Source organism: Kribbella ginsengisoli (genome assembly GCF_039537185.1).
Taxonomy (GTDB): Bacteria; Actinomycetota; Actinomycetes; order Propionibacteriales; family Kribbellaceae; genus Kribbella; species Kribbella koreensis.
On the sequence record NZ_BAABAA010000006.1, the window covers coordinates 313343 to 337440 of the forward strand.

29 protein-coding genes are annotated in these 24098 nt (G+C 68.0%); 17 read left to right on the plus strand and 12 right to left on the minus strand.

Features of this window, described 5'->3' with window-relative positions; all coding sequences use genetic code 11:
* Window positions 1-67 precede the first annotated feature (67 nt).
* Together ABD768_RS22515 and ABD768_RS22520 are read left to right on the plus strand one after the other, a co-directional pair.
* Window positions 68-640: a DUF4865 family protein gene (locus ABD768_RS22515; protein ID WP_343982104.1), complete on the plus strand. Its 573-nt coding sequence runs from the start codon at window positions 68-70 to the stop codon at window positions 638-640.
* Between the two features lie 145 nt (window positions 641-785).
* Window positions 786-2054 (plus strand): MFS transporter, encoded by a 1269-nt coding sequence (locus ABD768_RS22520; protein WP_344843641.1) that lies wholly within the window; start codon window positions 786-788, stop codon window positions 2052-2054.
* Here ABD768_RS22520 and ABD768_RS22525 read toward each other — a convergent pair.
* The gene (locus tag ABD768_RS22525) at window positions 2025-2861 is read right to left on the minus strand and encodes a hypothetical protein (RefSeq protein WP_344843643.1); all 837 of its coding nucleotides are present in this window, start codon (window positions 2859-2861) and stop codon (window positions 2025-2027) included. The two genes, ABD768_RS22520 and ABD768_RS22525, sit on opposite strands and share 30 nt — an antisense overlap.
* 78 nt (window positions 2862-2939) lie before the next feature.
* Between ABD768_RS22525 and ABD768_RS22530 the strand changes: the two genes are divergently transcribed.
* Window positions 2940-3323: a DUF3224 domain-containing protein gene (locus tag ABD768_RS22530; protein WP_344843645.1), complete on the plus strand. Its 384-nt coding sequence runs from the start codon at window positions 2940-2942 to the stop codon at window positions 3321-3323.
* Here the strand turns inward: ABD768_RS22530 and ABD768_RS22535 are convergent, their stop codons facing one another.
* Window positions 3324-4025, minus strand: a complete 702-nt coding sequence (locus tag ABD768_RS22535; RefSeq protein ID WP_344843647.1) for a TetR/AcrR family transcriptional regulator — start codon at window positions 4023-4025, stop codon at window positions 3324-3326.
* Window positions 4026-4077: 52 nt separating this feature from the next.
* Between ABD768_RS22535 and ABD768_RS22540 the strand changes: the two genes are divergently transcribed.
* On the plus strand, window positions 4078-4995 hold the full coding sequence (locus tag ABD768_RS22540) for an SDR family oxidoreductase (RefSeq protein WP_343982090.1): 918 nt from the start codon (window positions 4078-4080) through the stop codon (window positions 4993-4995).
* A 4-nt stretch (window positions 4996-4999) separates the two neighbouring features.
* On the opposite strand, the gene ABD768_RS22545 is transcribed toward ABD768_RS22540, so the two are convergent.
* Genes ABD768_RS22545 through ABD768_RS22555 form a run of 3 tightly spaced genes read right to left on the minus strand, consistent with a single transcriptional unit; the run spans window position 5000 to window position 7235 of the window.
* The gene (locus ABD768_RS22545) at window positions 5000-5806 is read right to left on the minus strand and encodes an MBL fold metallo-hydrolase (RefSeq protein ID WP_344843651.1); all 807 of its coding nucleotides are present in this window, start codon (window positions 5804-5806) and stop codon (window positions 5000-5002) included.
* A gap of 22 nt (window positions 5807-5828) precedes the next feature.
* The gene (locus tag ABD768_RS22550; RefSeq protein WP_343982084.1) at window positions 5829-6596 is read right to left on the minus strand and encodes a class I SAM-dependent methyltransferase; all 768 of its coding nucleotides are present in this window, start codon (window positions 6594-6596) and stop codon (window positions 5829-5831) included.
* A gap of 42 nt (window positions 6597-6638) precedes the next feature.
* Complete coding sequence (locus ABD768_RS22555) at window positions 6639-7235, minus strand: LysE/ArgO family amino acid transporter (protein WP_343982081.1); 597 nt, start codon at window positions 7233-7235, stop codon at window positions 6639-6641.
* A gap of 79 nt (window positions 7236-7314) precedes the next feature.
* Here ABD768_RS22555 and ABD768_RS22560 point away from each other — a divergent pair, with 79 nt between their 5' ends.
* Window positions 7315-8202, plus strand: coding sequence for a LysR family transcriptional regulator ArgP (locus ABD768_RS22560; RefSeq protein WP_344843655.1), 888 nt, complete (start codon window positions 7315-7317; stop codon window positions 8200-8202).
* Here the strand turns inward: ABD768_RS22560 and ABD768_RS22565 are convergent.
* Complete coding sequence (locus ABD768_RS22565) at window positions 8153-9379, minus strand: FAD-dependent monooxygenase (RefSeq protein WP_344843657.1); 1227 nt, start codon at window positions 9377-9379, stop codon at window positions 8153-8155. The genes ABD768_RS22560 and ABD768_RS22565 overlap by 50 nt on opposite strands.
* Window positions 9380-9474: 95 nt before the next feature.
* Between ABD768_RS22565 and ABD768_RS22570 the strand changes: the two genes are divergently transcribed.
* Entirely contained in the window at window positions 9475-10059 is a 585-nt protein-coding gene (locus tag ABD768_RS22570) for a TetR/AcrR family transcriptional regulator (protein ID WP_344843660.1), read from the plus strand.
* A 1-nt stretch (window position 10060) separates the two neighbouring features.
* Window positions 10061-10255: a hypothetical protein gene (locus tag ABD768_RS22575; protein ID WP_343982070.1), complete on the plus strand. Its 195-nt coding sequence runs from the start codon at window positions 10061-10063 to the stop codon at window positions 10253-10255.
* On the opposite strand, the gene ABD768_RS22580 is transcribed toward ABD768_RS22575, so the two are convergent.
* Window positions 10252-11130, minus strand: a complete 879-nt coding sequence (locus tag ABD768_RS22580) for an SCO6745 family protein (protein WP_344843663.1) — start codon at window positions 11128-11130, stop codon at window positions 10252-10254. The genes ABD768_RS22575 and ABD768_RS22580 overlap by 4 nt on opposite strands.
* 48 nt (window positions 11131-11178) lie before the next feature.
* On the opposite strand from ABD768_RS22580, the gene ABD768_RS22585 reads away from it, so the two are divergent.
* Window positions 11179-11574, plus strand: coding sequence for a VOC family protein (locus ABD768_RS22585; protein ID WP_343982064.1), 396 nt, complete (start codon window positions 11179-11181; stop codon window positions 11572-11574).
* On the opposite strand, the gene ABD768_RS22590 is transcribed toward ABD768_RS22585, so the two are convergent.
* Complete coding sequence (locus ABD768_RS22590) at window positions 11571-12083, minus strand: GNAT family N-acetyltransferase (protein ID WP_344843666.1); 513 nt, start codon at window positions 12081-12083, stop codon at window positions 11571-11573. The genes ABD768_RS22585 and ABD768_RS22590 overlap by 4 nt on opposite strands.
* Before the next feature lie 22 nt (window positions 12084-12105).
* Here ABD768_RS22590 and ABD768_RS22595 point away from each other — a divergent pair, with 22 nt between their 5' ends.
* Window positions 12106-13209: a calcium:cation antiporter gene (locus ABD768_RS22595; protein WP_343982058.1), complete on the plus strand. Its 1104-nt coding sequence runs from the start codon at window positions 12106-12108 to the stop codon at window positions 13207-13209.
* Here ABD768_RS22595 and ABD768_RS22600 read toward each other — a convergent pair.
* A complete protein-coding gene (locus ABD768_RS22600) occupies window positions 13199-14614 on the minus strand; it encodes an ankyrin repeat domain-containing protein (protein WP_343982055.1) in 1416 nt (471 codons plus the stop codon). The two genes, ABD768_RS22595 and ABD768_RS22600, sit on opposite strands and share 11 nt — an antisense overlap.
* A gap of 145 nt (window positions 14615-14759) precedes the next feature.
* Window positions 14760-15125 carry a nuclear transport factor 2 family protein gene (locus ABD768_RS22605; RefSeq protein ID WP_343982052.1) on the minus strand — a complete coding sequence of 122 codons (366 nt, stop codon included), beginning with the start codon at window positions 15123-15125 and terminating at the stop codon, window positions 14760-14762.
* Here ABD768_RS22605 and ABD768_RS22610 point away from each other — a divergent pair.
* The 4 genes from ABD768_RS22610 (at window position 15124) to ABD768_RS22625 (ending at window position 17828) form a co-directional block, all read left to right on the plus strand.
* Complete coding sequence (locus ABD768_RS22610; protein ID WP_344843671.1) at window positions 15124-16209, plus strand: amidohydrolase family protein; 1086 nt, start codon at window positions 15124-15126, stop codon at window positions 16207-16209. The genes ABD768_RS22605 and ABD768_RS22610 overlap by 2 nt on opposite strands.
* Before the next feature lie 103 nt (window positions 16210-16312).
* Window positions 16313-16756: a hypothetical protein gene (locus ABD768_RS22615; RefSeq protein WP_343982046.1), complete on the plus strand. Its 444-nt coding sequence runs from the start codon at window positions 16313-16315 to the stop codon at window positions 16754-16756.
* 6 nt (window positions 16757-16762) lie between these two features.
* Window positions 16763-17185, plus strand: coding sequence for a thiol-disulfide oxidoreductase DCC family protein (locus tag ABD768_RS22620; RefSeq protein ID WP_343982044.1), 423 nt, complete (start codon window positions 16763-16765; stop codon window positions 17183-17185).
* Window positions 17157-17828, plus strand: a complete 672-nt coding sequence (locus ABD768_RS22625) for a TetR family transcriptional regulator (RefSeq protein WP_344843674.1) — start codon at window positions 17157-17159, stop codon at window positions 17826-17828. The genes ABD768_RS22620 and ABD768_RS22625 overlap by 29 nt, the downstream gene beginning before the upstream one ends.
* A 3-nt stretch (window positions 17829-17831) precedes the next feature.
* Here ABD768_RS22625 and ABD768_RS22630 read toward each other — a convergent pair whose 3' ends face one another.
* Entirely contained in the window at window positions 17832-18350 is a 519-nt protein-coding gene (locus tag ABD768_RS22630) for a DinB family protein (RefSeq protein WP_344843676.1), read from the minus strand.
* A gap of 191 nt (window positions 18351-18541) precedes the next feature.
* Here ABD768_RS22630 and ABD768_RS22635 point away from each other — a divergent pair, with 191 nt between their 5' ends.
* The 4 genes from ABD768_RS22635 to ABD768_RS22650 all read left to right on the plus strand — a co-directional run bounded on the left by ABD768_RS22635 (window position 18542) and on the right by ABD768_RS22650 (window position 23325).
* The gene (locus ABD768_RS22635; protein ID WP_344843679.1) at window positions 18542-20413 is read left to right on the plus strand and encodes a DEAD/DEAH box helicase; all 1872 of its coding nucleotides are present in this window, start codon (window positions 18542-18544) and stop codon (window positions 20411-20413) included.
* A gap of 163 nt (window positions 20414-20576) precedes the next feature.
* Window positions 20577-21494: a phosphotriesterase family protein gene (locus tag ABD768_RS22640; RefSeq protein WP_344843681.1), complete on the plus strand. Its 918-nt coding sequence runs from the start codon at window positions 20577-20579 to the stop codon at window positions 21492-21494.
* Window positions 21491-21859: a DUF1304 domain-containing protein gene (locus ABD768_RS22645; RefSeq protein ID WP_344843683.1), complete on the plus strand. Its 369-nt coding sequence runs from the start codon at window positions 21491-21493 to the stop codon at window positions 21857-21859. Before ABD768_RS22640 ends, ABD768_RS22645 begins: the two co-directional genes overlap by 4 nt.
* 68 nt (window positions 21860-21927) lie before the next feature.
* Window positions 21928-23325 (plus strand): MFS transporter, encoded by a 1398-nt coding sequence (locus tag ABD768_RS22650; protein ID WP_344843686.1) that lies wholly within the window; start codon window positions 21928-21930, stop codon window positions 23323-23325.
* A gap of 72 nt (window positions 23326-23397) precedes the next feature.
* On the opposite strand, the gene ABD768_RS22655 is transcribed toward ABD768_RS22650, so the two are convergent.
* Entirely contained in the window at window positions 23398-24039 is a 642-nt protein-coding gene (locus tag ABD768_RS22655) for a LysE family translocator (protein ID WP_344843689.1), read from the minus strand.
* Window positions 24040-24098: the final 59 nt, after the last annotated feature.

The window sequence follows — 24098 nt, forward strand, 5'->3', positions numbered from 1 at the left end:
CAAAGCCTGCCGGACCGCCGGTGGAAAAGCTTCTCAATATCGCTCTGTACCAACTAGTATGTACGGCATGTACGCGATGCAGTACGAGCTGAATCTGCCGACGGACTACGACATGGGGATCATCCGGCGCCGGGTGGAGACGCTGGGGGACCGGACAGACGACTTCGAGGGGCTGGGGATCAAGGCGTACCTGGTGCAGGACCAGGCGAACGGGGCGATCGTGAATCAGTACGCGCCGTTCTATCTGTGGAACGACGCTGCGGGGATGGGGCGATTCCTGTGGGGCGGCGGGTTCTTCAGCGGGATCTGCCGGTCGTTCGGGCGGCCGGGTGTGCGGCACTGGACCGGCGCGGCGGCGAAGGCCGGAGCTGACGTGGACCAGCCGGCGCTGGGTGCGACGAAGAATGTGTGGAGGTTGCCTGCGGAGGTCGATCCGACGGAGCCGGTGGCCGAGGCGTTGGCCGCCTTGCAGCGCACCGTTGAGATGCCTGGTGTCCACAGCTCGGCGATCGCGGTGGATCCGGAGCGATGGGAGCTCGTGCATTTCACCTTGTGGAGCGGCGAGCCGGGGATCGTGCCGGGGACGCGGTACCAGGTGCTGCACTTGTCCACACCTGGAACAAAGGAGCTGTTCGGGTAGTGGGTTCGCGGTTATCTTCTGAGGTATGAACTACTCAGCGCCGCACCTTTGACAATCCAGCCGCCGACCTAACGCTGTCCCGCGCAGTCTGTCTGCGCGGATCGTCGCCTTCGAGGCGCTGCAGGACTTCATCCCGCTGTATCCGGTGTATCAGTTGCTGTTCACCGATCACGGGCTCTCGGCGACAGAGGTCTCGTCGCTGTTCATCATCTGGTCCACGACCGCTTTCCTGCTCGAGGTGCCGTCCGGCGCCTGGGCGGATGTCTTCTCCCGGCGCAAACTGCTGGTGCTCGGCTCGCTGATCCGCGGCCTGGGCTTCGCCGGCTGGATCGTCGTTCCTTCGTACGCCGGGTTCGCGCTCGGCTTCGTCCTGTGGGGAATCAGCTCCGCGCTGATCTCCGGCACCTTCGAAGCCCTCGTGTACGACGAACTCGCCGCGCGCGGAGCCGCCGGCCGGTATGCCGGACTGATCGGCCGTGCCAAGTCGGCCGCGCTGGTCCTGAACCTGGCGGCGACCGCCTTGGCAGCACCACTGTTCAAGCTCGGCGGCTATCCACTGCTGGGCATCGTGAGTGTTGTGAGCTGCCTAGCTCAAGCGGCAGTTGCCGTGTCCCTACCGGAGGCGACCCGAGTCGCCACGGCCGACGAGACAAAGGAGGTGGAAGCAGCAACCGAACGCCTGGCTGGAGAACGCTCTGTCGCAGAGGGCACGGCCGGAGACGGACCCGTTGCCGAGCGGCCGGCTGGAGACGGACGCGTGGCCGAGCGGCCGGCCGGAGACGGGTCTGCCGACGATGGCGTGCTCGGGCGGTACGTTGCGATGTTGCGTGCTGGGCTGTCGGAGGTGGCGACCAGCCGGGTTGTTCGTAAGGCTGTTGTGCTTGTGGCTCTGCTTGGTGGGTTCCTGGCTTTCGATGAGTACTTTCCCTTGCTGGCAAGGGGAATCGGTGCTTCGACGGCGCTCGTGCCGTTGCTGATCGCAGGGACGGTTGCCGCGCAGGCGATTGGTGGCGCGCTCGCGGGTCCGGCGTACCGGATGCGGGGGTGGGTGCTCGGTGTCGGACTGGCGTTGTCCGCGGGGTTGCTGGCGTGGGGTGCGTTGAGTGGGACGGCTGTCGGGTTCGTGCCGATCGCGCTCGGGTATGGCTTCATGCAGCTCGTCATCATCGTCGCCGAGGCACGGCTGCAGGACGCCATCACGGGTCCGGCGCGGGCGACGGTGACCTCGGTGTCAGGACTGTTCGCCGAAGTCTTCGCCGTCTTGGTCTATGCGGGATTCGCCCTGGGAGCAGTCTGGTTCGCGTTGCCGGTATTGGTGGCCGGTCTGACGATCCCGTTGTTCCTGACTGCACTGATCACGCCGGCGGCATTACCGCCGCCGGCTTCACAAAGCGAGCAGGGCGCCGAGGGATGAGGCAACGCGATCGACGAACGTGGTCCGGCGATCGTCCGTGGTCGAGGCCAGGGAGAGGAAGGGGTTGAGGTCCTCGAGCTCGACCAGCAGCAGCTCGCCGGCGCCGGTTGCGTCGGCCGTGGTCGTGCTGGTGCGGCAGGCGTCGACGCGCTGGATGCCGTGGTCGATGGTGTTCCAGTCGACGAAGCGCTGGGCGAAGGCCAGGTCGGCCTCACTCGGTTGGTACGGCGCGAGTTCCCAGCGGTGCCTGTGATCCGGTGTGTACAGCGCGTACTGGAAGTCGCGATCGACGAAGTAGAACGACACCTCGTACTGGAAATCGACCAACGGCTGCGCGAGCAGCCCGTCGAGCGCGAGCATGCTCAGCTCGTCGCGAGAAACCTTGCGGAGCCCGATCGAGTCCGAGCCCAGCTTCGGCTTCACCAGATAGCCCAAGGACTCCGGCAACGTGGACGGATCGCTGTCGGTCGTCGGGATCACCGGGTAGCCCGCGTCGCTCAACTCCACCAGATACTGCTTGCCCACCATGTCGGCCTTACCGCTGAGCTGGTTGAACACTCGCGTCCCCCGCGCGATCGCCTCGGCCCGGAACTCGTCGTACTCCGCCTGAAAGTGCAGCACCGGCCCGCTGTTGCGCACGATCACCGCGTCGAACCGGTCCATCAACCCGACCGCATCCAACGGATGACACAACGCCAGATCGAAGTGCTCCCGCAACTCCCGGGTCAGATACGCGTCCTCATCCCCATACCGCCGCCCCCGAGCCGGATAAGTCAGATCACTGACGTAGAGAACCTTGGCGCGCATCGAAACCTCCGGGCAGTAGCAATCGACTGTCGTGTTCTTACAAGCAGCGGATGACGCGCTGCGGCTAGTGTCCGGGGCATGTCCGACAACTCAACGACAGCAGCATTCACCATCGAGCTGCAACCCGGCGAAGCGCTACTGGACGCGACCGGTCGCTTCGACTTCAGCAAGGTGTGGACCGGTGGGATGGCTGGAACCAGTACCGGCTGCATGTTGTCCGCAGGGGATCCGGCAGCGGGCAAGGCGGGATACGTCGCGCTGGAGCTGTTCCAAGGCAGCCTCGATGGGCTGAACGGCAGCGTCGTGCTGCAGCAGTTCGGGACGATGAACGGCGAGAGCACCCTGTACTACGAGTTCGCCCCGGGCTCCGGCACCGCCGAACTGGCCGGCATCAGCGGCTCCCTCGAGATCGACACCTCTGGTGGAGGGCATGACGTCCGGATTCGCTACCAGCTGATCTGATTACAGGGCGAAACGGGTGGCGATGCCGTCGACAAGCAAAGCGATGCCGGTCGCGAAGCCGGTGTCGAAGTCGTAGGCCAGGCCCTCGGCGCCCAGTTCGGTGACGACGCGGACCAGTGTTGGCGCCTTGCCGGGAGGTAAGGCGCTGACCCGGGTCAGCAGGTCGGGCGCGAGGTCGAAGGTCTCGGCGCGGACCGATGCCTCGCCGAGGCTGAAGCCGTGGATGAAGTCGATGATCGTGTTGACGGCCTCGACGATCTGGCGTGGATCGGCGCCTGCCCGGTCGAGGGAGCGGTAGAACGGTTCGACGACGGCCACGACGACGTCCGAGACCGCCGAGGTGTCCGAGAGGATCTGCAGGGCGAGGTTCGGATGGGCGCGCAAGGCGTCCCGATAGGCGGCGGCCGCGGCCTTCAGCTCGTCCTTCCACGGCACGCTGTCGTCGGCCGGGGTGGACTCCAGCTGCGCGAAGACGAGCTCGGCCAGTCCGGCGAAGACGGCCGCCTTGTTCGGTAGATGGTGGTAGATCGACATCGGGTTCACGCCGAGCGTCGAGGCGAGCCGGCGCATCGTCATCGCCTCCAGGCCCTCGGTGTCGACGATCCGCAGCGCCGCTTCGAGGATGGCGTGCCGGCTGAGCCGCTCTTCCCCTGCTCGTGGCCGTCCCGAGCGGCCCGGAAGTGGCTTGCCAGCATTAACCATACGTCGTATGGTACGAAATCATACAACGTATGGCTACACCGGGAGGCAGTAGATGAGCGAGAAGACCCTGGCGGGCAAGGTGGCGTTGGTGGCCGGCGGGACGCGGGCGGCCGGACGAGGGATCGCGGTCCAGCTCGGCGCGGCCGGCGCGACCGTCTACGTGACAGGCCGGTCCACCAGAGCACAGCGCTCGGAGATGGATCGCCCCGAGACGATCGAGGAGACCGCCGAGCTCGTCGACGCGGCCGGCGGTCGCGGGATCGCAGTACGGGTTGATCACACCGATCCCGAGCAGGTGAAGGCGCTCGTCGAGCGGATCGAGTCCGAGCAGGGTGCGCTGCACATCCTCGTGAACGACATCTGGGGCCAGACCGGCGAACCGAGCTGGGACAAGACCGTCTGGGAGTCGCCGCTCGACGACGGGCTCAAGCTGTTCCGGCTCGGCGTCGAGACGCACGCGATCACCAGCCACTTCGCGTTGCCGTTGCTGATCAAGTCGCCCGGCGGCCTGGTGGTCGAGATGACCGACGGCACGGACGAGTACAACGCGACCAACTACCGCGTCTCGTTCTTCTACGACGTCGCGAAGGGAGCGGTCAGCCGGATGGCCTTCGCGCTGGCGCATGAGCTCGAGAAGTACGACACGACCTCGATCCTGCTCACTCCCGGCTGGCTGCGTTCGGAGGCGATGCTTGACGGCTTCGGCGTCACCGAGGACAACTGGCGCGACGCGACCGAGCGCATCCCGCACTTCGCAATCTCCGAGAGCCCCTCGTACGTCGGACGCGCAGTGGCCGCACTGGCCGCCGACCCCGACGTCTCCCGGTACCACGGCAAGTCACTGTCCAGCGGCGAACTGGCCAAGGTCTACGGCTTCACCGACCTCGACGGCAGCCAACCCGACGCCTGGCGCTACATCGTCGAGGTCGAATCCCAGGGCAAGCCCGCCGACACCACCGGCTACCGCTGACCGCCTAGAGCTGGTACGGCGAGCAGACGCCGAACCCGGAATCCCTAGCAGGCAAGGGCATCCCGGAACTGTCCAGTGCCATCTGCGGATGCGCAGCAGCAATCGGTACTCCGCTAGCCGCCGCCAACGCCAGCACCTCCCGCCGTGACGTCACCGCAACCGCTGGGTCCCTCTCGTAAACATAGGTCAACTCCGGCCAGCGCCCCTGCGCCGGATGCACCAGCACATCGCCCCCGAGCACAGCCCGCGAAGTCACCACGCACTGATGCCCAGGCGTGTGCCCCGGCGTAGGCAACAACCGCACTCCACCGTCGAGCGACACCTCTCCGTCCACAGCCCGCATCTGCCCAGCATCCTCAAGCGGCCTGACCAACCGCTCGTACGTCGCCGACCCCCGCGCATGCTCAACCTCGGCCTGCTGCACCACGTACGTCGCGTTCCCAAACCGCGGCACCGCCTCGGCCAGATTCCATCCCGCGTGATCCAGATGAATGTGTGTCAACACCACGGTGTCGACCTCCCCAGCCGCCACCCCCGCCGACTTCAGCAAGGCCGGCAACCGCCCAGCCGTCCCCAACCACTCAGCCGCCTCACCGCCGGCCGGCCCGATCCCCGTATCAACCAGCAGAACACCAGCCGCCGAAGTCACCAGGTAGCTATGAAAATGCAGCCACCATCCACCCTCGGCCGCCACATTCCCCGGCGCGGCCACCGCCGTCCACTCAGCCTCCGCTGCAGACCAGCCCGGCAACGCCGTCTCCACCGACTCCGGAAACACCGCCACCGCATCACACAAGACCGTCACGTCCACGCGGCAAACCCTCCAAAGAAAGCTAGTCTCCCAAGCGGCGAGCGAGGTGGACGTGGACCTGCGCGTCGAGTTCCACGGTCTCGGGGAGAGCCTCGAGCGTCCGCCGGAAGACCTCGTCCCGATCGGCGGGCGAGAGCAGCACGTACGCCGAAACCGTCGAGAGCTGCCCGACGTAGTCGACGGCGCTCATCGGCAGGAGCCGTTCGATCACCACCTGCCGTACATCGGTGAACCACTCGGACTGCTCAAGCTCCGTGCCCGGCCATTGCATCGGGCGATCCGCCGATGTCCCGTCGGGCGATGGCACGCCGTCGTCATCCAAGTACGGCAAGCGGGCCGCGCGCGCCGCCTCCTGGAGATCCGGATCGGCCAGCTGGATCGGCACCCCGAAGTTGGCGAACACCCCACCCGGCTGGACGAGTGCGGCCATCCGCTCCCACCGGCCCACCGGGTTGGTCCAATGCAGCGCCGCAGCCGAATACACCAGCCCGTACGACGTATCCAGCGGCAAGTCCTCGAAAGCGGCTTGCACGGTGGTGACGTTTGCCGGCAACTGCTTGCGCAACTCCGCGAGCATCGCCGCGTCCGGTTCGGTCGCCGTGACCGCGATCCCGCCCTGCGCGAACAGACGCGTCGCCTTGCCAGTCCCAGCGCCGATCTCGAGCGCCGTCCGGATCGGCGGCTCACCGGCGTACTCCGTCACCAGCTCGAGGAGTTCCAGCGGATACCCCGGCCGGAACCGGTCGTACGCCTCCGCCACCGACCCGAAGCTCAAAGCGCGCTCAACCATGCCTGGCATCCTGGCATCTTCCGCGCTCCGGGCGCCTGCCATTTATCCCACCAGCATCCAGGCTGCCAGTCCGGCCATCAGGAGCGCGATGGTGCCGTCCAGGTACTGCCAGGCGCGCGGGCGAGCGAAGATCGGGCCGAGCCGCCGGGCGAAGAAGCCGAGCGTGAAGAACCAGGCGAAGCTGGCGGAGACCGAGCCGAGGCCGTAGATCCAGCGACCATCGGTACCGCGCTGGTTGGCCAGCGACCCGAGCAGGACGACGGTGTCCAGGTACACGTGCGGGTTGAGATAGGTGAATCCGAGGCAGGTCAGTACGACGCTGCGCAAGGCGCTCGGGGCGTGATCGGCCGGGCTGAGCGCCGACGGGTTCAGGGCCCGGCGAGCCGCGATCACGGCGTACGTGAGAAGGAAGAGTGCGCCTCCGTAGCGCGCGATGTGGAGTGCGGTCCGGCTGCCGGTGATCAACGCGCCGAGGCCGGCGATGCCGCTCGAGATGAGCACGGCGTCGGAGAGCGCGCAGATCAGTACCACCGGCAGCACGTGTTCGCGGCGCAGGCCTTGGCGGAGGACGAAGGCGTTCTGCGCGCCGATCGCGACGATCAGCGACAGTGTGGTGGCAAAGCCGGCAAGCAGGGGCATGCCTCGACCGTAGAAGCCGACCCGAAGACAAACCAGCTAAACTTCCTACGCCACCATTAGCAGTTCTTAAGAGGCGAAAATGCAGCTCGACTCAGCTCAGCTGGACACTTTCGCGGCCGTGATCGATGAGGGCAGTTTCGATGCGGCGGCCCGGAAGCTGATGATCACGCCGTCGGCGGTCAGTCAGCGGATCAAAGCGATGGAGAGCCGCCTCGGCCATGTCCTGGTCCAGCGGACCAAACCCGCCCGCGCCACCGAAGCAGGCGAGGCCGTACTACGCCACGCCCGCCAGGTCTCCTTGCTGGAGGTCGAGACGATCGCCGCCGTCAAGGGAAGGCTCGAAGGCCTCCGCCTCCCGATCGCGGTCAACGCCGACTCACTCAACAACTGGTTCCTGCCCGTTCTCTTCGCCGTCCCGCCCGAGCTGGTGACCGCATTCGATCTGCACCAAGAAGACCAGGACCACTCGGCCGAGCTGCTGCGCAACGGCACCGTACTGGCCGCGGTCACCGGCGATCCCCGACCGGTCCAGGGCTGCCGCGTCCAACCGCTCGGCAAGATGCGGTACCTCTCCGTCGCCACCCCCGAGTTCGCGGACCGCTGGCTGACCGGCAAACCGTTGCCTGAGGCACTCGAAACCGCGCCGATGATCGTCTTCAACGCCAAGGACATGCTCCAGCACCGCCTGCTCCGCAAAGTCACCCGGCGCCGGCTCGACCCGCCGACCCACTCGATCCCCGCGCCGGGGCCGTTCGTCCGGGCGATCCGGCTCGGCCTCGGCTGGGGGATGATCGAGGAGGAAATGGTGGAGGATGAGCTGGCCGACGGCCGCTTGATAGAGGTTGCCCAGGGCAAGTATGTCGACGTCCCGCTGTACTGGCAGCACTGGAAGCTCGACTCCGCCGTCCTGGACGCCCTCACCGCTGCTGTGCTCCAGGCTGCTGAGGCAGGCCTGCGGACGCGTTGATCGCATAGTCCGGCAGCTCGATCGAGTTGCCCACCTTCAACGGCAGCTCGTCGATCAGCTTGCGCCACGGCAGGTACGGCAGCAGCTTGAAGTTCAGGTTCCGGATCCTCAGAAACGCCTTGCTACCAGGCACAAACCACTGGCCACTGTCCTTTCCCTGCTTCTGGCAAGCCTTGACGAACCCCCGCATCCGTTCCTCGTACGCCGGCAAGCCCAGCACGTGATCGCCACCAGCCGCCGCCAACTCACCCGCCAGCACGTACGCCCCGACGATCGCGAGACTCGTCCCCATCCCGGACAGCGGTGAAGCGCAGTACCCCGCGTCGCCCACCAGCGAGATCCGCCCGATCGAGTAGCTCGGCATCTTGATCTGGCTGACCGAGTCGAAGTACCAGTCCGGCGACCCGGCGATACCGGACAGCAGCCGTGGTACCTCCCAGCCGACTCCCGCGAAGGCGTCGGTGAGGATCCGCTGTTGCGCCGCCGCGTCGTGCCGGTCGTACTTCAACGGCTCTGACGTGAAGTAGAACAGCGCCTTCGCCTCGGTGTTGTCCCGCGCGCTGTAGGTGCCGGCCGTCTTGCCGGGCACGTTCACGAACCGGGCCGTGTGGTCGAGGCCGAGGTGATTCGGGACGGTGAAGACGGAGTTGTAGTACCCGAGATCGTGGATGTACTGCGACTCGGGCCCGAAGGCGATCCGGCGTACGTTCGAATGCAGCCCGTCCGCGCCGATCACCAGGTCGAAGCGCCGCGAGCCGCTGCGCTCGAAGCTGACGTCGACGCCGGTCTCGTCCTGCCGCAGTGTCGTGATCGAGTCGTCGAACAGGTACTCGACCTTGGTCCGGGTGGCGTCGTACAGGATCTCGACCAGGTCGCCGCGGAGCACCTCGAGCTCGCCGCTGAGCACAGTCGACTTCATCACGGCGACCGGCTTGCCCGCCTCGTTCACGTACGTCATCTCGCCGAGCTCGGTCGCCTTCGCCCGGACCTGATCCAGCAGGCCCATCCGCTCGAGCACCTTCAGCGAGGCGCCGCGGAAGTCCACCGCGTAGCCGCCGGGCCGTGGCTCGGGCGCCCGCTCGACCACGGTCGGGGTGTAGCCGAAGCGCTCCAGCCAGAACGCCAGCGCGGGTCCGGCGACGCTCGCACCCGAGATCAGCACCGTCTTGTTCGTCATTTTCAGCTCCTGGAGGTGGGGTGACGAGACGACTGTACGATGGTCTAAGACAGTTGTGCAAGACGTTCGTGTCAGACGTCGGCTAGGATCGCGGCATGGGAAATCGCGAGGCGCTGATCGAGGGCGCGAAGACCTGCCTGATGGAGAAGGGCTACAGCCGGACCACCGCGCGCGACATCGCGACGGCGGCCGGGGTGAGCCTGGCCGCGATCGGCTATCACTTCGGGTCCAAGGAAGCGCTGATGAACGAGGCGATGCGCCAGGCGCTGGACGAGTGGGGCGCCGACGTCGGCAAGGCGATGAGCGCCGAGTTGCCGGGAGAGGCCGACGTCCGGGAGCGGTTCGCCGCCACCTGGGGTCAAGCGGTGAAGACGCTGGAGTCGCCGCAGACGCGCGCGCTGTGGGTCACGCAGTACGAGGTGCTGAGCCTGGGCGCGCATCTGCCTGAGCTGCTCGAGGCGTTGTCGAAGATGCAGGGCGAGGCGCGCGAGGGGCTGGCGATGCTGTTCGGGTCCGCCGATGAGAACACCGACCCGGAGACGGTCCAGCAGGTCGGCACCTTCTACCAGGCGCTGATGCTCGGCGTGATCGCCCTCTGGCTCTTCGACCCCGAGAAGGCGCCCAAGGGTGAAGACCTGGCCAAGGCGATCCAACTCATCTCGGCCCAGCTAGGGTCGTGAGATGAAGAAAGCGCTACCGGCGGCCTTCGGCCTGCTGCTGACGGTTCTCGGTGTGGTGTGGGCGTTGCAGGGGCTCGGCTACATCGGCGGCAGTTCGATGTCGGGCAAGCAGATCTGGGCGGTCATCGGCCCGGTGGTCGCGGCCTTCGGGATCTCCCTGCTCTACGTCACTTTCCGGGGTCCGCAGAAGCGTTAGTGCCCCGTAGGCGGTGTAGCGTCCCAGCGCATCGCCATTGGGTTGTCGTCCGGTACCAAGCCGGCGGCCATGATCGCGCCGCTGATCGGCCGGACGAGCCGGTCCAGCTCCTCCGCGTCGGCGTCGCCGAAGGCTGCCCATCCCTGCTCGGCGAGTCGATCAGTCGTGTCCTCGACCGACTGCCGCAGCGACTGCCCGGCATCAGTCAGTACGCCGTCCGCGGTGAGCAACCCGCGTGCCTGGAGATCCTCCGACGCGGCCGCCCACTCGTCGTCGCTCCAGCGCCGGTTGAGCTGGAAGACCTCCTTGGACGGGCCGCCCGCCGCGGACAGGGTCACGAGCGCCTGGCACGGAGACAGTCCGGCCGCGACCAGCGCGGAGACGTGTCCGTCGCCGCGAGACTCCCGCAGGATCGTGGTGGCTTGCCACAACACGAGGTGGGGCTCGTCGGGCCAGGGGAGTGCTGCGTTGGCCGCTGCAAGCGGTCGGCCGGCCGTCGGGGCCAGCTCGGCTGCGTGTCGGGCCAATTCGGCGGCGCGGCGTATCGGCGTACCGGCTGGGTCTGAGCCGGGGAAGGCGCGTACTGCGCTGTCTACCGCCTGCAGGCGTGTGGTCAGGAGCTGCGCGGGCGTGGCGAAGGTCCATGCGTCGGGGATAGCGCGGGCGACCATCGACGGGTGGAAGTTGTAGAAGATCGCTGTCACCAGCTCGGGGCCGACCGCGCCCAGTGGAGCGGCCCGGCAGGCGAAGTAGCTCATCCAGCCGCCTCGCAGGCCGAGCGCGTCAGTGGCCTTGCGGGTATCCGGCGCGAAGTACGTGATCGCGTGAAACGGCTCGAGGACTTTCCACAGGCGGCGGGCGCGCGAGTCGGTCATGCCCCCGATCAAAGCAGATGGAACCTCGGCGATGAGAGGGTGTCGGCCATGAGTATCCGGGTGCAGTGTGTGAATTACGACGCGATCGACCCCGCCGCGCAGGCGCGGTTCTGGGCCGAGGTGCTGGGCTGGCGGATCACCCACGAGGTGGACAAGGAGTCCGTGCTGGAGCCGCCGGAGGGCAGCCCCGAGGACGGCATCGTGCCCGACATCCTGTTCCTCCGGGTACCGGCCGACGAGACCAAGTCGCTGAAGAACCGCGTCCACATGGATCTGCGCCCGACCGACCAGGCGGCCGAGATCGCCCGGATCGAGACCCTCGGCGGCAAGCGGGTCGACGTCGGCCAGGACGAGTCCGCCTCCTGGGTCGTGATGGCCGACCCCGAAGGCAACGAGTTCTGCGTACTGCGTGCCTTCACCCCCGAGGAGCTCGCCTCCTTCTAGAGCGCCGGCTTCCGGAGCGGCCGGTGCATCACGTGCAGTCCGACGTAGCCGTGCGCGGGGCTGAGGAACGCCTCGGGCACGGTGCCGACGATCTCGAAGCCGAGTGACTGCCAGAGCCGCACCGCGGCGGTGTTGGACTCGACCACCGCGTTGAACTGGATCGACCGGAACCCGCTGCGGCCGGCCCAGTCGATCATGTCCTGGCAGAGCGCCCTGCCCACCCCTTGGCCGCGGGCGGCGGCGTCGACCATGAAGCTCGCGCTGGCTACGTGCGCGCCCGGGCCGGGGCGGTTCGGGTACATGTTCGCGCTGCCCAGAACCTTGCCCTCGGCATCGATCGCGACCGTCGTCCTCGCCGGCGGGGACGACGACGGTGACATCCAGATCGCCTGAGCCTGCTCGAAGGTCAGCTCTGGATCGTAGGTGTAGGTCTCACGCGCGGTGATGATGTCGCGGAAGAACGGCCAGATCGCGTCCCAGTCCTGTGCGACGGCCTCTCGGATCTCCATGGAACCGATAGAATCACAGGGGATGACAAAGACTCATGTGCTTTCCGGGCTGCCGCGCTGGAGTCTGGCCGTGCCCCCACTCGCGCTCATCGTCCTTGCCGTGTCCTGGGGCAGCAAGCCGGGTGTGATCCTGCTCATCCTCATCTGCGCCGGCCTCGGCGCGGCGGTGATCGCGGCCGTTCATCACGCCGAGGTCGTGGCGCACCGGGTCGGCGAACCGTTCGGAACGCTGATCCTCGCACTCGCGGTGACGGTGATCGAGGTCGCACTGATCGTGACGCTGATGGCGTCCGGTGGCGACAAGGCCGCTTCGCTTGCCCGCGACACAGTCTTTGCCGCGGTGATGATCACCTGCAACGGCATCCTCGGGCTCGCGCTCGTGGTCGGCTCGTTGCGGCACAAGACGCAGGAGTTCCGGGTGCACGCGTCTGGCAGCGCGCTCGCGGTGATGACGGCACTCGTCACGCTCAGCCTGGTGCTGCCGACCTTCACGACCAGTACTCCGGGCGCCACGTTCAGCGCGGCTCAGCTCGCCTTCGCGGGCGTCGCTTCGCTGGTGATGTACGGCGTCTTCGTCTTCGTCCAGACGATCCGCCACCGCGACTACTTCCTTCCGGTGACTGAGGCAGCCGAGGAGGATGCAGAAGACGTCCATGCCGAAGCGCCCAGCACCGGGGTCGCCCTGGTGAGTCTTGCGTTGTTGTTCGGTTGCTTGATCGCTGTCGTCGGCCTGGCCAAGACGGTGTCACCGAAGCTGGAGTCCGCGGTCGAGGCGGCCGGCGCGCCGCTCGCGGTCGTGGGCGTCGTGATCGCCTTGCTGGTGCTGCTGCCGGAGACGGTTGCCGCAGTACGAGCCGCACTGCGGAACCGCCTCCAGACCAGCCTCAACCTCGCGCTCGGCTCGGCCCTGGCCAGCATCGGACTGACGATCCCGGCGATCGCCATCGCGTCGATCTGGCTCGACGGGCCGCTCGTCCTCGGCCTGGGCGGCAAGGAGATGGTGCTGTTCGCGCTGACCGTGGTGGTCAGCATGCTCACCCTGGCGACCGGCCGGGCCACCCTGTTGCAGGGCGCGGTCCACCTGATGATCTTCGGCTCGTTCCTCTTCCTGACCGTCAGCCCTTGAGGCTGTCCAGGTAGTCGACGACCGCTTGCTGGTGGTTGTGCTCGGCCCACCCGCGCGGCGTGCTGTGGTACGAGGGATCCTCGATCGACGGGTCGGCGCCGAGTTCGATCAGCTTCTTGACGGTGTCGAGGTGGCCGTGGAAGGCCGCCTGGTGGAGAGGCGTGTTCATCGCGAGCACGCTCAGGTCGAATCCGAGTTCCTGCAAAGGCGCCATCGCCTCTGTCCGCCCCATTTCGGCGGCCCGGATCGGTACGAACGGATTCCGCCGTACTGCCCGCGCAGCCAATTCCGGGTCGGCGGCAACCGACTCGCCCCGCAGGGCGGCGGCGTACAACTCGTGCACGTCATCCAGTGGTGCCGCGCCCGCGGCCTCCAGCAGCTCAGCGACTTCGGTGTAGCCGGCCACCGCCGCCAGCTCGTAGGCACGATGGCCGCAGAAGCCCGGGTGCTCGGTTCCGCGCGCATCAGGATCGATGCCTTGAGCAAGCATCAACTCGACCCGGTGCAGCAGGCCTTGGGAGGAAGCGAAGACCAGCTCGTCCTCCAACAGCTGCCGCGGAGTCGGGTGCGCCGTCGTCATCCGCTCGTGCCAGGGGCCGCCGTCGCCCTTGCCCAGACCGAATTCGAGCAGTAGCGCCAGGTGGTCGTCGTCGTACGGCGGTGGGCAGCCGGGGCCGCAGTTGTACATCGTCTGGCTGTCGTTCGCATCGGCGCCGGCCTCGAGCAGCACGCGAGCCAGTTCCAGCCGGTTCTGGTGCGGTGGCTGGTCGCCCTCGCCTCGCCCGAAGGCGCCGGTCAGGGCGGTGAAGGGTGACGGCATGCCCGACCAGAGATAGCCGGCGTTCGGATCGGCGCCGTTGGCGAGCAGCAGTTTCGCGATCTCCAGCGGTGCTTCGGTGGGCACGGGGAGGCGCGAATACGTCAAGTACAGAAGGGGTTCCCAGCGGAACGGACCACCTTCTCGCTTCGCCAGCGATGGCTCGTCGGCCAGCGAGGCCCGGACGGCCTCGACTTCCCCTGCGACGACCTGAGTGTAGATGTTGCTCAATGCAACTTCATCGCGGAGTTCGCGGGCGGCCAGCTGCCGGGCCGGATCGTCCTGGCCGTAATGCAGCGTGGCCAGCTTGAGGAATTCTTCGATCGGGTTCGAGCTGCTCGGCGCCTCGTGCGGGGAGCGGCTGTAGCGGTCGACCAGTTCGAGATGGTGGACCAGCCGGGGCCAGCTGGCGAAGCCGTAGCTGCGGGCGATCGCGACCTGCGCGTCCGCGAGCGTGCTCACGGGATAGAACTCGGCGGCCAGCGCGACGGCCTCGGGATCCTCGGCGCGGACCTGCTTGAGCAGGGTCTTGGCCTGGTTCTTCAGGTGCTCCAGGCGCGGCGAGTTCGGAAGATTACGGGTCGGCATGGCGACCTCCTCTCTGCGTGCCTGCTGTCCGCGTCGTCAGGCGAGAAAGGAGGTGGATACCGCAAACTCAACCTCGAGATCAGGTGGGCTGAGCCCTTCCCGCGGACCGGTGGCACCCTGAGTGCCTGATCCCGATCCTACGACCTCAGGCTTTTTCCATCCACCACTCGGTGAATTCGTGCGCCCGGCCGTCCTTGTCCAGGCGGATCACCCACAGGTTGCTGTACTCGCCGAGCGGGTCGGTCTGGTACGTGGTCCAGCCGCGGACGAAGCCGACGCCGTCGCCGAAGCCCAGCACCTGGTACTCGAACAGCGTCTCGCCGGGCGCGTCGGCGACCTCCAGCCAGGCGTTCACGATCGCGTCGCGGCCCAGTACCGGCTCCTCGTCGGGGCGGCGGTAGAAGGCGGCGTCCTCGGTCCACAGGGCGGCGATGTGCTCGGGATCGTTCGACTCCCAGGCTCGCCGGTAGGCCTGCACCCAGCGATCCAGGTGCTTCTCCTTGAGCGCCATGGCCAGCATTCTGCCGGGCGATGAGCTGATCTCCGGGGAGGATCGGGCCATGGCGACCTGGGTGTTCGACGGAATCGGCCTGCCGGCCGGCGACCAAGTCCATCTCGAAGCGGGCACAGGCGACCGGGAGACACTGCCCGGCCGGTTCGCGCTGCCCGGGCTGGTGGACTCGCACTGTCACCTGACCTTCGGCGTCGGCGATCACGGACCGGTACTGCTCGGCGAGACCGAGGCGCGGACGATGCTCGACGACCTCGCGCAGGCCGGCGTCGGTGCGCTGCGGGATGTCGGCGGCAATCGGTCCGTCACCCTGAAGCTTGCCGCCGGCCCCGAGGACGGCCGGCCAGTCGTACTCGCGGCCGGGCGGTTCGTCGCGCCGGCGGACAGCTACTTCCCGGGAATGTACGAACCTGTACCGGCCGCAGGCCTGATCGCTGCGGTCGAGGCCGAGATCGACGCCGGAGCCACGTGGATCAAGCTCGTCGGCGACTTCCCCGCGGTCGGCCCCGACGGCCCGATCCGCGGCAGCGCGGTGACCCCGAACTACGAGCCCGACGCCGTCGCCGAGATGGTTGCCGCCGTCCATGCTCGCGGCGCCCGAGTCGCGGCACACACCCAGACTCCATTCGTCAGCGAGCTCGTCCGGGCGGGGATCGACTCTGTCGAGCACGGCGACGACCTCACCGCCGAGGATCTCGAAGTACTGGGCGCCCGAGGCGGAGCGTGGACTCCGACCCTCTCGGCGGCCATGTACGGCGCGGAGAACGACACCCCCGAGCGCCGTGCGCGCAGGCAAGCCAGATCGGAGAAGGCGGCGGCGATGTTGCAGCTGGCCTACCAGTACGGCGTACGCGTCCTAGCTGGCTCGGACGTCGTCGGCACGGTCGCAGGTGAGGTCGAGCAGCTCGTCCGCCACGGCCTGACGGTCACCCAGGCGCTGGAGGCCGCGAGCACCTCCGCCCGGGAGTTCCTCGGCCTCGAGGGGGAGGGCGACCTCGTCACGTACGACGAAGACCCGCGGGAGCGTCCCGACGTACTGGCCACCCCGGCGGCCGTAGTACTGCGCGGCCTCCGCATCCGCTGAGACCCAGCTCACCGAACCTGCTTCTTGAACATGTTCAAGAAGCAGGCCTACTGTCGTCCTGTCAGAGAGTTGAACGTGTTCAAAACGTGAGGACGTGGTGAGAATGACGGTGGTCACCTACTTGATCTACCTGCTGATCGCGGTGCCGCTGACGATCTGGGTGGCGCGGACCCTGAGCCGGAACGGGCGGATTTTCCTGGTCGACGTGTTCCACGGCAACGAGGACTTCGCCGACGCAGTGAACCGGCTGCTCGTGGTCGGCTTCTACCTGGTCAACCTGGGCTTCGTCACGCTCTTCCTGCGGTCCGGCAGCACCGTGGTCGACGCCCGCGGCGTACTCGAGCAACTCAGCGTGAAGCTGGGCATCGTGATGGTCGTGTTGGGCGTCCTGCACCTCCTCAACGTCTGGACCTTCAACGCGATCCGCCGCCGCAGCCGCCTGGAGGAGATGACCACACCCCCAGTCCCCGCGAACACCTTCGTCGGTACCGCTCCCTTCCAGCCTCCGCTGACCGGCACCCAGCAGCCGATGCCCTCGGGCTACTGACGAACCATGCAAGAGCTGGTGGTCCTGTACGACGCGCAGTGCGGCCTCTGCCGCCGCTTCAAGGAGTGGTTGGCGGGGCAGAAGCCAGGGCCGAACGGCCTGGGTGGAGTGGTGCGGCTCGGATTCGTCGCGGCGGGGTCGACGGAAGCCAGGCGGCGCTACCCGGAGCTGGACCATGCGGCCACACTGCGCGAGGTGACGGTGGTCGCCGACGACGGAGCGGTGTACGTCGGCGACCGGGCGTGGATCGTGTGTCTGTGGGCGACCTGGGAGTACCGGGCGACCGCAGTACGGCTGGCAAGTCCGGCGATGCGGCCGGTGGCGCGGGCGATGGTGCAGGTGGCGGCGGGGTTGCGGAGCAGGAACTCGGAGTTGATCGGGGGTGACTACGCTGACGGATGTGACGGACGGTGCGACCGCCAAGGGTGAGCAGACGCGTGAGCTGATTCTGTCGACGGCTCTGCGGTTGTTCCGGGAGCAGGGGTACGGGAAGACGACCATGCGGGCCATCGCCACCGAGGCGGGGGTGTCGGTCGGGAACGCGTACTACTACTACAGCTCCAAAGAGCACCTGATGCAGGCGTACTACGACCACCTGCAGGTGCTGCATCGCGAAGCAGTGCAGGAGATCCTGGCCGGCGACAAGTCGTTCACCAAGCGGCTCACCGGCGTACTGCGGAGCTGGCTCGACGTGTCCGAGCCCTATCACGAGTTCGCCGGGACGTTCTTCAAGACGGCGGCCGAGCCGAAGAGCCCGCTGTCACCGTTCAGTGAGGAGTCCCGGCCGGCCCGGGAGGCGAGTATCGAGATCTTCCGTCAGGTGGTGGAGGGCTCGGACCTCAAGCTCCCCGCCGACCTGCGAGCAGAGCTGCCGGAGCTGCTCTGGCTCATGCAGATGGGGATCGTCCTGTTCTGGGTGCACGACGACAGCTCGGGGCTGCGCCGCACGAAGCTGCTGATCACCAGCACAGTGCCGCTGGTGGACAGGTTGCTGCGGCTGACCCGCATCCCCGGTGTGAAGGGCGTCGTGAACGACCTGGTCGGCGTGATCCGCCAGCTCAAGGGCGTCTGAGTACTACTCGCCGGTCGAGCCGTCGAGGTGCTGGCGGAAGAGGTCGGCGTGGCCGTTGTGGCGGGCGGCTTCCTGGATCAGGTGGAAGTACAGGGAGCGCACGGTGTGCTCGGTGCCGACCCGTGGGCGGACGAAGGTGTGGTCGAGGTCATAGCCGGCCAGGATCTCGTCGTTCAGCTTGGTCGTCTCGCGGAAGTCGGCGAAGTCCTCCTCGACGCGCTCGGGGTCGACCAGGTCGAAGTCGCCGTCGGGGAACTCCTGGCTCCAGGTCTTGAGCAGGTCGAACGAACGGCCGTCGAGGCAGATCTGGATCCAGTACCGCTCGACCTCGGTCGCGTGCCGGACGAGCCCGATCAGGCTCATCGTGGACGGCTCGATCGCCTTCTCGGTGAGCTGCTCCCCGGTCAGTCCCGAGGTCTTCCACAGCAACGTGCCCCGGTGGAAGTCGAGGTAGGCCTGCAGCAGCTCGCGCTCGGTGCCTACGGTCGGGGGGGCTACGCGGTACTCCTCAGCGGCGGTCACGGCGGAAAGATACCCAGATCAGGTAACTCTCTGCCAGAGGTCGGCCAGTGCCGTACACTGAATGTGACGGCCCGCCCAGTTCTGCCTCGGGCCGATCTCAGTGCATACGCTGCGCTAGCAGTCGACCACCACGCGCCGCGGCTCAAAAGCTGCGCCGGGCAGGACGACCCCCCGATCTTTTGGAGTACTTCATGGCGGCACGCCGCCCCAGCAACACCACGCCCAATTCCACCCCTTCTACCTCAGCACGACCCCCGCGCGCCCAGGGTGAGGCCCCGGCGCGCCCCCGTCGCCGGCGCCGTACCGGTGCCGACGGCAACAACTCCGCGGCCGGCTCCGGCCGGCCGGTGACCGCCTCCGAGGCCGGTCGCCGTGGTTCCGCCGACAGCGGTCGCGGGGTTGCCGAGAGCAAGCAGGCGTCGTACGCCGAGGTCGCACCGACCGTCGTCGACGAGAACCTGACCTTCGACGACCTCGGCGTACCCGCCGGGCTGGTCAAGGCGCTGGCGGCCGCCGGCATCCTCAAGCCGTTCCCGATCCAGGCGGCGACGCTGCCTGACTCGCTGGCCGGCAAGGACGTGCTCGGCCGCGGCCGGACCGGTTCCGGCAAGACCTACGCGTTCGTCCTGCCCGTGCTGGCCCGGCTCACCACGAGCAGCACCAAGCGCCGGCCGAACCACCCGCGCGCGCTGATCCTGGCGCCGACGCGGGAGCTGGCGACGCAGATCCAGGCCTCCATCACGCCGCTGACCGACGCGCTCGACCTGCGCACGATGACCATCTTCGGTGGCGTCGGCGCGGGTCCCCAGATCACCCAGCTGAAGCGCGGCGTCGACATCGTGATCGCCTGCCCGGGCCGGCTCGAGGACCACGTCAAGACCGGTCACGCCAAGCTCGACCAGGTCGAGATCACCGTGCTGGACGAGGCCGACCACATGGCCGACCTCGGCTTCCTGCCCGCCGTCCGGCGGATCCTGGAGGCGACTCCGGCGAACGCCCAGCGGCTGCTGTTCTCGGCCACGCTGGACGCCGGTGTCGACGTCCTGGTCAAGCGGTTCATGAAGTCGCCGGTCACGCACAGCGTCGACTCGGCGCAGTCGCCGGTGGCCAAGATGACCCACCACGTGCTGCACGTTCAGTCCGACAGCCGGTTGCCGGTGCTCGTCGACCTGACCGCGGCGCCGGGCCGGACGCTGGTCTTCACGCGGACGAAGTACGGCGCGAAGTCGCTCACCAAGAAGCTCATCGCGCAGGGTGTTCCGGCTGTCGAGCTGCACGGGAACCTGTCGCAGGGCGCTCGGACGCGCAACCTGGAGGCCTTCTCCGACGGTTCCGCCAAGACGCTGGTCGCGACCGACATCGCGGCGCGCGGCATCCACGTCGACGACGTCACGCTGGTCATCCACGCCGACCCGCCGATCGAGCACAAGGCGTACCTGCACAGGTCCGGCCGTACTGCGCGCGCCGGCGCCGAGGGCACCGTCGTCACGCTGATGACGGACGACCAGGTCCGCGACGTCCGCGACCTCACCCGCAAGGCCGGTATCGCCGCCACGGTCACCAAGCTCCGCGTCGGCGACCCGCTGCTCGCTGAGCTGGCCCCCGGCGAACGCACCTTCGTCACCCCGACCATCAAGGTGGTCGCCGACGACGACGTACGCCGAGCAGGCGGCGGCGGTCGCGGTCGCGGCGCAGGCCGCGGTGCATCTGGCTCCGCACGAGGCGCCGGCTCCACACGCGGCACCGGCTCAGGCCGGGGCACTGGCTCCGGCTCCGGCAAGAGCGCAGGCGGCCCCCGCTCCGAGCGCTCCGGCTCCGCAACCAGCTCAGGCGCTGGTGCAGGTCGCGGTGCGAGCGGTGGCGGCCGGGGCAACGGCTCCGGTGGACAGGGCGGCGGCCGCACTGGCGGAAGCCAGACTAAAACCCGGTCCCAAGGTCGCGGCGGTTCATCGGCCGCGCCGAAGACCTACAGCACCACCACCCCCGGCGCCAGCAGCCGTCCGGCTGGAGCAGCCGCATTCTCCGCCGGCACCCGTGCCGGTGGCGCGCGGCGTAGCCGTTAGCCAACCACCGGTACGGGCCGGCGGCGCGGCCCCGGGCACTAGCCCGCGGCATCGCCGCTAGCTCGCTCCGGCCACTCGCCCGCTCGGCGAGAACTGCTTACCGAGTTGAGCCCGCCCAGGCATAGCCTGGGCGGGCTCAACTTTGTTGTGGGGAAGGACAGGCGTGACGGTCAGGACTGTGTTGGGGGAGCTGCCGGCTGGGGAGCTTGGGGTTACTGACTCGCATGATCATCTGTTCTTTCGGAGTGCGTTGCTGCCGGGGCAAGAGCTGGATGATGCCGACGCGGCGGCTGCTGAGGTCAGGGATTTCAAGGCTGCGGGTGGGCAGGCGATCGTGCAGTGGACGCCGTACGGGCTCGGTCGTCAAGCGGCCGACCTGGCCAAGATCTCTGCTGACACAGGGATTCATCTCGTTGCGGCGACCGGGTTGCACCGCGCGGAGCATTACCCCGCTGGGCTGGTGGACGAGGTGCGGCCGCGGCTTGCGGAGATCTTCGTGCGTGAGCTGACCGAGGGGATCGGCGACAGCGGCGTCAAGGCGGGGTTGATCAAGGTCGCCGGCGGGTTCCACGTTCTTGATGAGCACGCGCGGGTGGTGATGGTCGCCGCCGCCGAGGCGCAGCACGCGACCGGGGCGCCGATTGCCATCCATCACGAGCTGGGGAGCGCGGCGGACGCAGTACTGGATCTGCTGGTCGACGAGTCCGGCGTCGCGCCGGAGAGTGTGATCCTCGGGCATCTCAACCGATTCCCGGATCATCGGTTTCACCTCGAACTGGCCGCGCGGGGATCGTTCCTCGCCTTCGACGGCCCGTCGCGAGCCAACAACGCGACCGATCCACGCCTTTTCGACTGCCTCGCCGCGCTCATCGACGCCGGGTACGCCGACCGCCTGCTGCTCGGCGGCGACACGACCACCGCCCGAGCCCGGGCAGCCACCGGCGAAGGCCCCGGCATCCCCTACCTGCTGACCGGCCTACGACCGCGCTTGGTCCGTACCTTCGGCGCTGAGATCGCGACACAACTCTTCGTCGACAATCCGGCTCGTGCGTTCGTGACTCGCGGTACCGTTCGCTCGTGAACACGATCGCGCAGATCTTCGTCGTCCTCGCCGGTGTCTTCCACCTTGCCGTCTTCGCGATGGAGAGCCTGCTCTTCATGAAGCCGAGCACCTACAAGCGGTTCCTGATCCCGAACGAGGCCGAGGCAACGATCTCCAAGCCGTGGGCCTTCAACCAGGGCTTCTACAACCTGTTCCTCGCCCTCGGCGCGATCGGCGGACTGATCGCCGGTGGCGACAAGGGCCACGCGATCGCGCTGTTCGCCTGCGCCTGCATGGCCAGCGCCGGCATCGTGCTGATCGCCTCGGACCGCCGGATGGCCCGCTCGGCCGTGCTGCAGGCGGGACCGCCGATCATCGCGCTCGTCCTCGCCGCCGTTGCCTGACCTCCATCAAGTGCACTTGAACTCACCGCGTTGACTTCAAGTGCACTTGATAGATGAGGCTGCTCGGCATGACGACAACCGCCGACCAGCCGGCCGACATCGCGATCGAACCCCGGGCCGCCGGCGTGCTGGCGCCGCAGTACCGGGCGCTGACGATCGGGATGGTCGCACTGATCACCTTGATCGCGTTCGAGAACCTCGCCGTCACCACCGCGATGCCGACCGTGGCGCAGGCGCTCGACGGGCTGGCGCTGTACGCGCTCGCGTTCGGCGGCCCGCTCGCGTCGAGTGTGGTCGCGATGGTCGTATCGGGCACCTGGAGTGATCTGAAGGGCCCGATCCGGCCGCTCTGGTACGGCACCGGCTGGTTCCTGCTCGGTCTGATCATCGCCGGAGCCGCGCCGACGATGGAGGTGCTGGTCGCCGGTCGCATCATTCAAGGCTTCGGCGGCGGTCTGGTCACAGTCGCCCTGTACGTCGTCGTCGGACACCTGTACCCGCCGGAGCTCCGGGCCCGGATCTTCGCCGCCTTCGCCACCGGGTGGGTCGTGCCGTCGCTGGTCGGGCCGGCGATCGCCGGGCTGATCGTCGAGCACACGAGCTGGCGGATCGTGTTCCTCGCAGTACCGGCGCTGGCCGTTCCGGCGGTGCTCGTGATGCGGCCCGGGCTGGCCGGTGCCAACGCCGGGTCGGTCGTGAAGGCGGGATCTTTGTGGGATCGGCAGGCACTCTGGGCGGTCGCGGCCGCCGTGGGCGTCGGAGTGTTGAATTACGGCGGTCAGCAGAGCGGCGCGCTGCAGGTTGCTTTGGTTGTGCTGGGGCTGACCGGAGTTGCGGCCTTCGCGCCGAAGTTGTTGCCCAAGGGAACGTTCCGGATCTCGTCCGGGCTGCCTGCGGTTATCGCGTTGCGCGGGCTGGTCGCGGCGGCGGGGTTCGGCGCTGAGGTGTTCCTGCCGCTGATGCTGACTCGCGAGCGGGGGCTGTCGCCGGCGTTCGCCGGGCTGGTACTGACGGTCAGCGCGCTCTCCTGGACGATGGCGTCGTGGTACCGGGGCCGGCCGGTCCAGCCGTTCTCGCACTCGGTCTTCCTGCAGGCCGGCATGGTCTCGATCGTCCTGGGCATCGTGACCGCGACCCTCACGCTCAACCCGCACGTCCCGGTCATCGTCGGCATCCTCGGCTGGGGCCTGACCGGCCTCGGCATGGGTACCGTCTTCCCGACCGTCTCGGTACTGGTCCTCGAGTACTCGACTCGCGAGGAACAGGGCTCCAACAGCTCCGCCCTCCAACTCAGCGACGCCCTCGCCACAGCCACAGTCCTGGCGATCGGCGGAACCCTCTTCGCCACCATCTACCCCCACTCACCCACCACGGCCTACCTAACCGCCTTCGGCCTACCCGCCTTGCTCGCCCTGATCGGCGTGCTGGCCGGGAGGCGGACCGTCACCACACACCAACCCGCCTGAGCGCCCACCACCCGACCCATGCTGAGCGCGGCCGCGTTCGGCCTCGCCGGCTTGGTGTGTGGTGGCGCTCCGCTAGTCCTTCGCTCCGGTAACCGCGATGCTGGCGCCGAGGCCGATGATCATCAGGCCACCGGTGCCGCCGACCATTTCGAGCCGGCGGGGTGAGCGGGCGAACCAGTTCCTCGCCGTGCCCGCCACGAGCGCCCAGAGGCCGTCGGAGCAGAGCGCGATGAGCAGGAAGACCGTGCCCAGGAGCAGGATCTGCACCGACGCCGAGGTGCTCGCGTTCTTGTCGACGAACTGCGGCAGGACGGCCGCGAAGAACACCGCCGTCTTCGCGTTCGTCACGCCGACCAGGAAGCCCTGACGCAGCGCCCGGCGAGCGCTCCCCGGCTTGACGCCGCTACTCAGCGCCTCGGCCAGCGACTTGCGAGAGCGGAAGGCGTGCACGCCGAGATAAACCAGGTACGCCGCACCGGCCAGCTTCACGATCGTCAGCGCGATCGCACTGGCCGCAATCAGCGCCCCGAGCCCGAGCGACACCGCAACCAGCATCACCGCGGCCCCCACGGTGTTACCGAGCATCGTCAGCACCGCCTCACGCCGCCCGACGGTCAGCGCGCGCCCGACGATGAACAGCACGCTCGGCCCAGGCACGACGATGATGATGAACGCGGTGATCGCAAAGGCGACCAGGTGATGAGCGGAAGGCATCTCCTCAGGGTAGGTGGCTCGCCGCCCTGCCGCCCGGAGTTTTTCGCGCCTCGGAGCAG

Coding starts and splice junctions, on each gene's coding strand:
- ABD768_RS22515 (WP_343982104.1), top strand. CDS start 68: ATGTACGCGATGCAGTACGAGCTGAATCTGCCGACGGACTACGACATG.
- ABD768_RS22525 (WP_344843643.1), bottom strand. CDS start 2,861: ATGCGCGCCAAGGTTCTCTACGTCAGTGATCTGACTTATCCGGCTCGG.
- ABD768_RS22530 (WP_344843645.1), top strand. CDS start 2,940: ATGTCCGACAACTCAACGACAGCAGCATTCACCATCGAGCTGCAACCC.
- ABD768_RS22535 (WP_344843647.1), bottom strand. CDS start 4,025: ATGGTTAATGCTGGCAAGCCACTTCCGGGCCGCTCGGGACGGCCACGA.
- ABD768_RS22540 (WP_343982090.1), top strand. CDS start 4,078: ATGAGCGAGAAGACCCTGGCGGGCAAGGTGGCGTTGGTGGCCGGCGGG.
- ABD768_RS22550 (WP_343982084.1), bottom strand. CDS start 6,596: ATGGTTGAGCGCGCTTTGAGCTTCGGGTCGGTGGCGGAGGCGTACGAC.
- ABD768_RS22555 (WP_343982081.1), bottom strand. CDS start 7,235: ATGCCCCTGCTTGCCGGCTTTGCCACCACACTGTCGCTGATCGTCGCG.
- ABD768_RS22560 (WP_344843655.1), top strand. CDS start 7,315: ATGCAGCTCGACTCAGCTCAGCTGGACACTTTCGCGGCCGTGATCGAT.
- ABD768_RS22565 (WP_344843657.1), bottom strand. CDS start 9,379: ATGACGAACAAGACGGTGCTGATCTCGGGTGCGAGCGTCGCCGGACCC.
- ABD768_RS22570 (WP_344843660.1), top strand. CDS start 9,475: ATGGGAAATCGCGAGGCGCTGATCGAGGGCGCGAAGACCTGCCTGATG.
- ABD768_RS22575 (WP_343982070.1), top strand. CDS start 10,061: ATGAAGAAAGCGCTACCGGCGGCCTTCGGCCTGCTGCTGACGGTTCTC.
- ABD768_RS22580 (WP_344843663.1), bottom strand. CDS start 11,130: ATGACCGACTCGCGCGCCCGCCGCCTGTGGAAAGTCCTCGAGCCGTTT.
- ABD768_RS22585 (WP_343982064.1), top strand. CDS start 11,179: ATGAGTATCCGGGTGCAGTGTGTGAATTACGACGCGATCGACCCCGCC.
- ABD768_RS22590 (WP_344843666.1), bottom strand. CDS start 12,083: ATGGAGATCCGAGAGGCCGTCGCACAGGACTGGGACGCGATCTGGCCG.
- ABD768_RS22595 (WP_343982058.1), top strand. CDS start 12,106: ATGACAAAGACTCATGTGCTTTCCGGGCTGCCGCGCTGGAGTCTGGCC.
- ABD768_RS22600 (WP_343982055.1), bottom strand. CDS start 14,614: ATGCCGACCCGTAATCTTCCGAACTCGCCGCGCCTGGAGCACCTGAAG.
- ABD768_RS22610 (WP_344843671.1), top strand. CDS start 15,124: ATGGCCAGCATTCTGCCGGGCGATGAGCTGATCTCCGGGGAGGATCGG.
- ABD768_RS22605 (WP_343982052.1), bottom strand. CDS start 15,125: ATGGCGCTCAAGGAGAAGCACCTGGATCGCTGGGTGCAGGCCTACCGG.
- ABD768_RS22615 (WP_343982046.1), top strand. CDS start 16,313: ATGACGGTGGTCACCTACTTGATCTACCTGCTGATCGCGGTGCCGCTG.
- ABD768_RS22620 (WP_343982044.1), top strand. CDS start 16,763: ATGCAAGAGCTGGTGGTCCTGTACGACGCGCAGTGCGGCCTCTGCCGC.
- ABD768_RS22635 (WP_344843679.1), top strand. CDS start 18,542: ATGGCGGCACGCCGCCCCAGCAACACCACGCCCAATTCCACCCCTTCT.
- ABD768_RS22650 (WP_344843686.1), top strand. CDS start 21,928: ATGACGACAACCGCCGACCAGCCGGCCGACATCGCGATCGAACCCCGG.
- ABD768_RS22655 (WP_344843689.1), bottom strand. CDS start 24,039: ATGCCTTCCGCTCATCACCTGGTCGCCTTTGCGATCACCGCGTTCATC.